The following is a 7352-nucleotide window of genomic DNA, read 5'->3' as shown; positions in this document are numbered from 1 at the left end:
GAGTATGTGTTCCAGCGTGGGGCGCCGTCTCCTCCCCGACCTGAAGGCCGGGGCATCCACGGCGCGAATCCGGTGACCAGCGACAATCGGTATCCGTCGGCGCTCCGGGGATCCGGGGATCCGGCCGGGCCGGCTCAGTCGTCGTCGAGGTCCTCATCCAGCTCGTCGTCGTCCATGAACTCGCCTGCCTCCTGGCCCGCGAGCAGGGGGCCGAGGGAGGTCATCCGGCGCCGCCCGCCGGAGGTGCGTACGGCATGGCGGACGGCGGGGCCGTTGACCGCCACGATTGACAGATGGCTGGCGGCACGGGTCAGCGCCGTGTAGACCAGCGGCCGGGTGAGCATCCGGCCGGCCTCCGGCGGGAACACCGCGACGACCGCCGGCCACTCGCTGCCCTGCGCCCGGTGCACCGTCACCGCCCAGCCATGGCGCAGATCACCGAGCAGGCCCGCGGGCACCTCCACCGTCCCCCCGGGGAAGGCGACCCGCAGGGCACCCCGCTCGCCCAGGGCGACCACCGTCCCGATCTCGCCGTTGGCGAAGCCGATGTCCACGTGGTTCGCCGTGGCCACGACCCGATCGCCGACGTCGAACCCCGAGGACGTTCCCGTCCCACCCGCACCGGCGGTGCCTCGGGTGCTCCCGTCGACCTGCCCGCCGACAGGGTTGAGGACGCGCTTGAGGGCCGCGTTGAGCGCGGTGGTGCCCGCCGGCCCCGCGTGCACCGGGGTGACCACCTGGATATCGGCGACCGGGATGCCCAGCGCCCGCGGAATCGAGTCGGTGACGAGCTGCACCGTGCGGTGGGCGGCCTCCCCGGAGCTGCTCGCGGGCACGACGACGACCTCCCGGCCCGCATCGGGCGCCGGTGGCGGCAGCTCCCCGCCGCGGACCGCGGTCGCCAACGTCGCGATCGCCCCACCGTCGACCTGGCGGTAGAGCCGGCGCAGCTCGGTCACCGGCACCTCCCCGCGCGGGTACTCCGTGCCACCCTCGCCGTCCGTGCCACCCTCGCCGCCCGCGTCGGCGCCGCTGAAACCGGCGCCACTCGGGCCGGCGCTGTCGGAGCCGGTGCCGCGGCCGTAGTCGAGCAGGTCGGTGAGAACCTGACCGGGGCCGATGCTCGGCAGCTGGGCCGGGTCGCCCACGAACATCAGATGGGTCCCGTCGGCGCAGGCGTCGAGCAGCGCCGCGGCGAGCTCCGCGTCCAGCATCGAGGCCTCGTCCACGACGACCAGGTCGGCGTCGATCGGATTGTGTTCGCCACGGGCGAACCCCGCGCCGCGGCCCTGGGCGCCGAGCAGCCGGTGCAACGTGCTCGCCGGCGCGCCGCAGAGCTCCTCGAGCCGCTTGGCGGCCCGTCCGGTCGGCGCGGCGAGCGCCACCTCGGCATCCGCCGCCCACGCCAGCCGCACCACCGCGGCGACGGTACGGCTCTTGCCGGTGCCCGGTCCGCCGGTGAGCACGCTCACGCCCGACTCGAGCGCCGCGCGGGCGGCGTGTAGCTGCACCTCGTCCAACCCGCGCACCGCGTCGTCCGCGCCGCCGGACGCGGCGCCGTCGGTCCCGGCGTTCCCGGCCCCGGTACCCTCGGTCGCCCCTTGGCCGGGCGAACTGGGGGCGGCCCCCTCGGTGGCGCCCGCCCCAGTGGCCCGCGCGCCGCCATCGCGGCCCGCGTCGCCCGCGTCCGCGTCCTCGTCCGCGTCCTCGAAGGACAGCTCGGTGGCCGGAGGCGGCGCGGGAACGGACACCGGTGTGGCCTCGGCCGGGGAGGCCGACGGGTCGGAGCCGCCGCGACGGCGGGCGCGGGGACTGCCCGCGCGCAGCGGCTCGGCGGTGGCGATCAGACGCTCGATGCCATCAGCGATGGACTGCTCGGCCATCGCGTACCGTTCCAGCGCGATCCGGTCACCGACAGCGATGATCCGGCCGTCCTCGAGCGCGGTCTCGAGCGCCGCGGGCGGGTCGGCCACGCCTTCGCGAGCCGCGGCCTCGAGCACCGGGGCGACGGTGGCGGCGGTGTCCCCGGCCCGGCTCGCGGCCCGGCCCAGCAGGTGGGCGAGTACCGCCGGGCCGCGCATCGGGTCGTCCCGGCGGTGGCCCCGGTGGCGGGCGAACCGGTCGGCCTGGCTGATCTCGGCGTCCGCGGTGAGCAGCGCCCACGGGTCGGCCCGCAGGTCGCCGGCCGCGTTCGGCCCTAGCCGTTCGGCCGCCGCGCGCGCCAGGCGCGCCGGCAGATCCGCGCCGACGAGCAGTTCGACGACGGCGTAGGTTCCCGCCGCGGCCCGAAAGCTGTCCACCAGCCGGCGGGCCCGCGGCCCGGACACGCCCTCGACCTGCCCGAGGCGACCGAGGTCGACGTGCTCGGGCAGGGTGATCCCGGCGGCGGCCAGCCGGCCCGCGGTGGTCCGGCCCAGTCCCGGCCACAGACCTGCGTCGTGGAAGGCGGCGAACACCGCCTGCGGGCTGGGCGCAGGCTCCGCGCCGGGCGGGACCGGGGCCACGGCGGTGCTGCTCGGATACGCGTCGGGCATGCCGGGAAGCGTAACCACTGCGATCGGCCTCCCTCGGGTGACGTCCACTCGGTAGCGTGGGGCGCGACCACAGGCGAAAGGACGACGGGTGACCACGGTGCTGCTGGTCCGGCATGGCCTGACCGCTGTCACGGGCACGATCCTGCTGGGGTGGACGCCGGGTGTGGGCCTGGACGAGCGGGGTGCGGCCCAGGCATCGGCGCTGGCCACCCGACTGGCCGGCATCCCGCTGACGGCGATCGTGTCCAGCCCGCTGGACCGCTGCCAGCAGACGGCGGACGCGATCGCCCAGCGCCGCCCGGCCGCCGTCATCGAGGAGGGCAGCGGCGGTGCGTGCCAGGACGTGGTCGTCGACGAGCGGTTCGGTGAGGTCCGCTACGGCGACTGGACCGGCCAGCAGCTCGCCGTCCTCGCCAAGGATCCGCTGTGGGCGGTGGTGCAGAGCCATCCCAGCGCGGTGGTGTTCCCCGGGCCCGAGGGGGAGGCACTGCGCGACACGCAGGCCCGCTCGGTCGCCGCGGTGCGTGCGTGGAACGAGCGGCTCGGCCCGAAAGCCACCTGGCTGCTCTGCTCGCACGGCGACGTGATCCGCACCATCGTGGCGGATGCGCTCGGCATGCACCTCGATCTCTACCACCGGATCACCATCGAGCCGTGCTCGCTCACGGTCATCCACTACGGCGAGCGGCTACCGCTGGTACGCCGGCTCAACGACGTCGGCGGTGACGTCACCGACCTCCTCCCACCGCCGCCCGGCACGGCGAGGCCAGCGTCGGCGGATTCGGCGACGTCAGAGTCCGCGACGTCAGAGTCCGCGACGTCAGAGAACGCCGCATCGCCCACCGGGGCCGACGGACATCCACCGGACCTGGGCGGGCTCATCGGCGGCGGCGCGGGGACCTGGACCCCACCGCCCGCCGCGGGCCCCGCCTAGCACAGCACCGCCACGGGGCACCATCCGCCCGGGTCCGTCTTCGGCACACCCGTCCCCCCGGTTCCGCGGAATCGGGGGGACGGGGCCCGGGCCGGCCTGCGACATGACCACGCGGGGCGGTACCGGTGACGTGCACGGGCAGTGGAGAGACCTGGCTCACATCGCCTGGTTCAGGACAGTCCGGGCACGCGCCCGACAGACTGGTGCGATGGGCGTTTCCGCGGCTGGACCGACCGGCCCCGTGCCGGGGCGGCGGCCGCCCCTCGATCCGCTCGACTGCGGCGGCCTCGACCTGGGCGCGGCGCTCGGGCTGCTGTGCACGGGCGAGCTCACCGTGACCGGCCGGATGGCCGATGCCAGCAACGCCACGCTCTACTGCGAGATCGCGGCCGGAGCGGTCGCCGGGCGCTGCGTCTACAAGCCGGTGCGGGGTGAACGTGCCCTGTGGGACTTCCCCGACGGCACGCTCGCCGCCCGCGAACTCGCCGCCTACGAGATCTCGGCCGCCCTCGACCTCGGCATCGTGCCACCCACGATCATGCGCGACGGGCCGTTCGGCGAGGGCATGGTCCAGCTTTGGATCGACACCGACGTCACCGTCGATCTGGTGGCGCTCACCCGCTCCGATGACCCGCAGCTGCGCCGCATCGCGCTGTTCGACGCGGTGGTGAACAACGCCGACCGCAAGGGCGGCCATCTGCTGCCCGCGCCGTCCGGGCGCATCCACGGCATCGACCACGGCGTGACCTTCCACGCCGAGGGCAAGCTGCGCACCCTGCTGTGGACCTGGCGCGGCCGGCGCCTGGACGCCGAGGAGACCGCACTGCTGCGCTGCCTGGGAACCGCCCTGGACGCGGAGCTCGGGCAGCGCCTGGAACCGCTGCTGACCGTCACCGAGCTCGACGCGCTCGGCGCCCGTGTACACCGCCTGCTCGATGAGGGCCGCTTCCCGCTGCCCTCGGGCGACTGGCCGCCGCTGCCCTGGCCGCCGTTCTGAGGCCGGGAGATGTCCGCGCAGGTCGGTTACGCCGCGGTTAACCGTCTTGCGACCGCCGGATCCCCCGTTCGCGGTTACGCTGACACGCATGCAGGCGTGGCCATCTCCTCCAGTACGTCCCCTTCCCGGCCGTGGCCGGCCATTGCGGATTCTGGACACGGCCACCGGCCAGGTCCGTCCGCTGTCCCCGGGGCCGACCGCGCACCTGTACGTCTGCGGCATCACGCCCTACGACGCCACGCACCTCGGCCACGCCTTCACCTATCTCACGTACGACCTGGCTCAGCGGGTCCTGCGCGACGCCGGCCATGCCGTCCGATATGTGCAGAACGTGACGGACGTGGATGATCCGCTGCTGGAGCGCGCCGAGCGGGACGGGCTGGACTGGCGGCACCTCGCCGACCGGGAGATCGCGCTGTTCCGCGAGGACATGACGGCTCTGCGGATCCTCGCGCCGGACGCCTACGTCGGCGTCGTCGAGGCGATCGATCTGATCATCGCCATGGTCGGCGAGCTGGTCGAGTCGGGCTCGGCCTACCAGGTCGGTGACGACGTGTACTTCTCCGTCGCGGCCGCGCCCTGGTTCGGCGAGGTCTCGCGGCTGCCCCGCGAGCAGATGCTCGCCCTGTGCGCCGAGCGCGGCGGAGACCCGGACCGGGCCGGCAAGAAGGACCCGCTCGACCCGTTGCTGTGGCGGGCGCACCGTCCCGGTGAGCCCTCGTGGCCGTCCCCGTTCGGCGCGGGTCGTCCCGGCTGGCACATCGAATGCGCCGCGATCGCCCGGCACCATCTGGGCGGCCTCGTCGACCTGCAGGGCGGCGGCGTCGATCTGACCTTCCCCCATCACGAGTGCAGCGCGGCGCACGCCGAGGTCGCCGCCGGGACCCGCCCGTTCGCCCGCAGCTACGTGCACACCGCCCTGGTAAGCCTCGACGGGCACAAGATGTCGAAGTCCCGCGGCAACCTGGAGTTCGTCTCCCGGCTGCGCCGTGACGGGGTCGACCCGGCGGCGCTGCGGCTGGCCCTGCTCGACCACCGGCACACCGACGAGTGGGAGTGGACCCCCGCCTGCCTGCGTGACGCCACGACCAGGCTCGAGCGGTGGCGGGCCGCCGTCGCACTGCCCGCCGGCCCGGATGCCGGCGCGGTGCTTTCCGCCGTGCGGGATCGGCTCGCCGACGACCTCGATGCTCCCGGCGCGCTCGCCGCGGTGGACGCCTGGGCCGACGCCGCCGCAGGTCGGGATGCGCCCGCTCGGCCCTATGACACCGCGGCGGGCGGGCGGGGGGAGGCGCCCGCGCTTGTCTCCCGGCTGGTTGACACACTGCTCGGTGTAGACCTTGAACCCGTCCGACCTACAGGGAGCTGAGGGATGGGGTCGCACCACCGCAGGACCACGCCGGGTTCCGCCGACGAGCGGCCCGCCTTCGACGAGGTCGACCACGGCTACGACCAGCGCCAGGTGGACGACTACCTCGGCACGCTGTGGCGCTACGCGAGTTCGGTGACCTCGCGAGCCGCCGCCGCCGAGAGCGCGCTCACGCACGAGCGGGAGCGCCTGGCCGCCGCTGGGGCCGCCGGCGCCGCGGGTACGGGCGGTCCCGCGGAGTCGGGCGGCACTGGCCGCCCTGGTGCTGGTGGTGCCAGTTCGGCCGCCGGTGGTCGCATCGGCCAGATGCTCGCGATCGCCCAGCAGGAGGCCGACGAGATCATCGACGGCGCCCGGCGCATCGCCGAGTCCGCCCTGGAAGAGGCCATCGAGGACGCCGGGTCCCATCACCCGATCGTCCGCGAGGCACGCGAACAGGCGGACAGACTCCTGCTCGACGCGGCGCAGGAGAGCCGGCGGATCGCTGTCGTCCGCCACCGCGAGCTCGAGGCGGAGGTCGCCCAGGCATCGGCGGCCCTCGAGGCGTTGCGTCACCAACAGGGCGAGATCATCGGTGCGGTGCTGCGGCTGCGTGCCGTCCTGGGTTCCGACGAGGTCGACCGCGCCGTCACCGACCTTGCTCGCGCCGGCACCGCACCCTCCGCCGGCACCGCACCCTCCGCGGGTACTGTGCCCGCCCACAGCGAATATGCGGGGGGCGGCCCCGACGTGCCCGTCCAGGCGGACCTGACTGGCACACCCCCGGTGGGTCCCTCGGCGTCCCGTCCCTCGGCGTCACCCGCATCGGGCCGTCCGGTGCCCGGTGTGCCGGGCGCTGGGCCATCCCCCTCCGGCCCGGCAACCTCCGGGCCGGAGGCCGGGCGCTCGCCGGCTCCGGGCTCTGGTGTCTCCCAGCCCGGTGTCTCTGAGCCCGGTGGATCCCAGGCCGGCGCTGGGCGGCCAGAGGCGTCCCGACCGGGCACGGCCTGGTCTTCCGAGCACGGTCCCGCTGCTGCCGCCACCGGCAGGCCGAACGGCCGGCCCGACGCGGCCTTCGGTGCGTCCGGGGGCACCGCGAGCGGCTCGCATACCTTCGGTGGCGCCACCGCGGCTGGTGGCTGGGCGGCGACCAGCGGGCCCGCGGCCGCTGGATCTGTCCCAGAGGGATTCGGGTCTGCCGTTCCGTCCGCTGCAGGGACGGCGACCGTCGGCGACGGCCCCGCCCGCGGCCCGTCCGTGGGCGGGTTCGGCGCGGCGGCGTCAGGCTCGGCGCGTCCGTTCGTCCCCCATGCTCATGACCCGCGGGCCCACGACACGGGTGCCACAGCCGGGGCGTCGGGGCGGGCCACGTCCGGCTTCGGACGTCGCCCGCCCGGACGCCACCGTCTCGCCGATCCCAGCGAGACCGACGCCGCCGGCGGGTCGCCGCGGGCTGGCGTCGGGACAGCCAGCGCCCGCTACCGCCGCGGCGCCGACGAGGAGATCATTGACGCCGAGATTGTCGAGGAGTAGCCGAGG

At 75.1% G+C, this 7352-nt stretch carries 5 protein-coding genes; 4 read left to right on the top strand and 1 reads right to left on the bottom strand.

The window, feature by feature from the left end:
• Nucleotides 1–134: 134 nt before the first annotated feature.
• On the bottom strand, nucleotides 135–2534 hold the full coding sequence (locus MXD95_RS16680) for an ATP-dependent DNA helicase (protein ID WP_250641562.1): 2400 nt from the start codon (nucleotides 2532–2534) through the stop codon (nucleotides 135–137).
• 88 nt (nucleotides 2535–2622) lie between these two features.
• Between MXD95_RS16680 and MXD95_RS16675 the strand changes: the two genes are divergently transcribed.
• The 4 genes from MXD95_RS16675 (at nucleotide 2623) to MXD95_RS16660 (ending at nucleotide 7346) form a co-directional block, all read left to right on the top strand.
• Nucleotides 2623–3468, top strand: coding sequence for an Rv2135c family putative phosphatase (locus MXD95_RS16675; protein WP_250641561.1), 846 nt, complete (start codon nucleotides 2623–2625; stop codon nucleotides 3466–3468).
• A 208-nt stretch (nucleotides 3469–3676) separates the two neighbouring features.
• Entirely contained in the window at nucleotides 3677–4465 is a 789-nt protein-coding gene (locus tag MXD95_RS16670; RefSeq protein ID WP_250641560.1) for an Rv2133c family protein, read from the top strand.
• 88 nt (nucleotides 4466–4553) lie between these two features.
• Nucleotides 4554–5834 carry a cysteine--1-D-myo-inosityl 2-amino-2-deoxy-alpha-D-glucopyranoside ligase gene (mshC, locus tag MXD95_RS16665; RefSeq protein ID WP_250641559.1) on the top strand — a complete coding sequence of 427 codons (1281 nt, stop codon included), beginning with the start codon at nucleotides 4554–4556 and terminating at the stop codon, nucleotides 5832–5834.
• A gap of 3 nt (nucleotides 5835–5837) precedes the next feature.
• The gene (locus tag MXD95_RS16660; RefSeq protein WP_250641558.1) at nucleotides 5838–7346 is read left to right on the top strand and encodes a hypothetical protein; all 1509 of its coding nucleotides are present in this window, start codon (nucleotides 5838–5840) and stop codon (nucleotides 7344–7346) included.
• Nucleotides 7347–7352 lie beyond the last annotated feature (6 nt).

Origin of the sequence: Frankia sp. AiPa1 (assembly GCF_023243075.1) — a bacterium.
Lineage (GTDB): Bacteria > Actinomycetota > Actinomycetes > Frankiales > Frankiaceae > Frankia.
The sequence above is the reverse complement of the archived record's forward strand: the minus strand, read 5'-3'. Positions and strand labels throughout refer to the sequence as shown.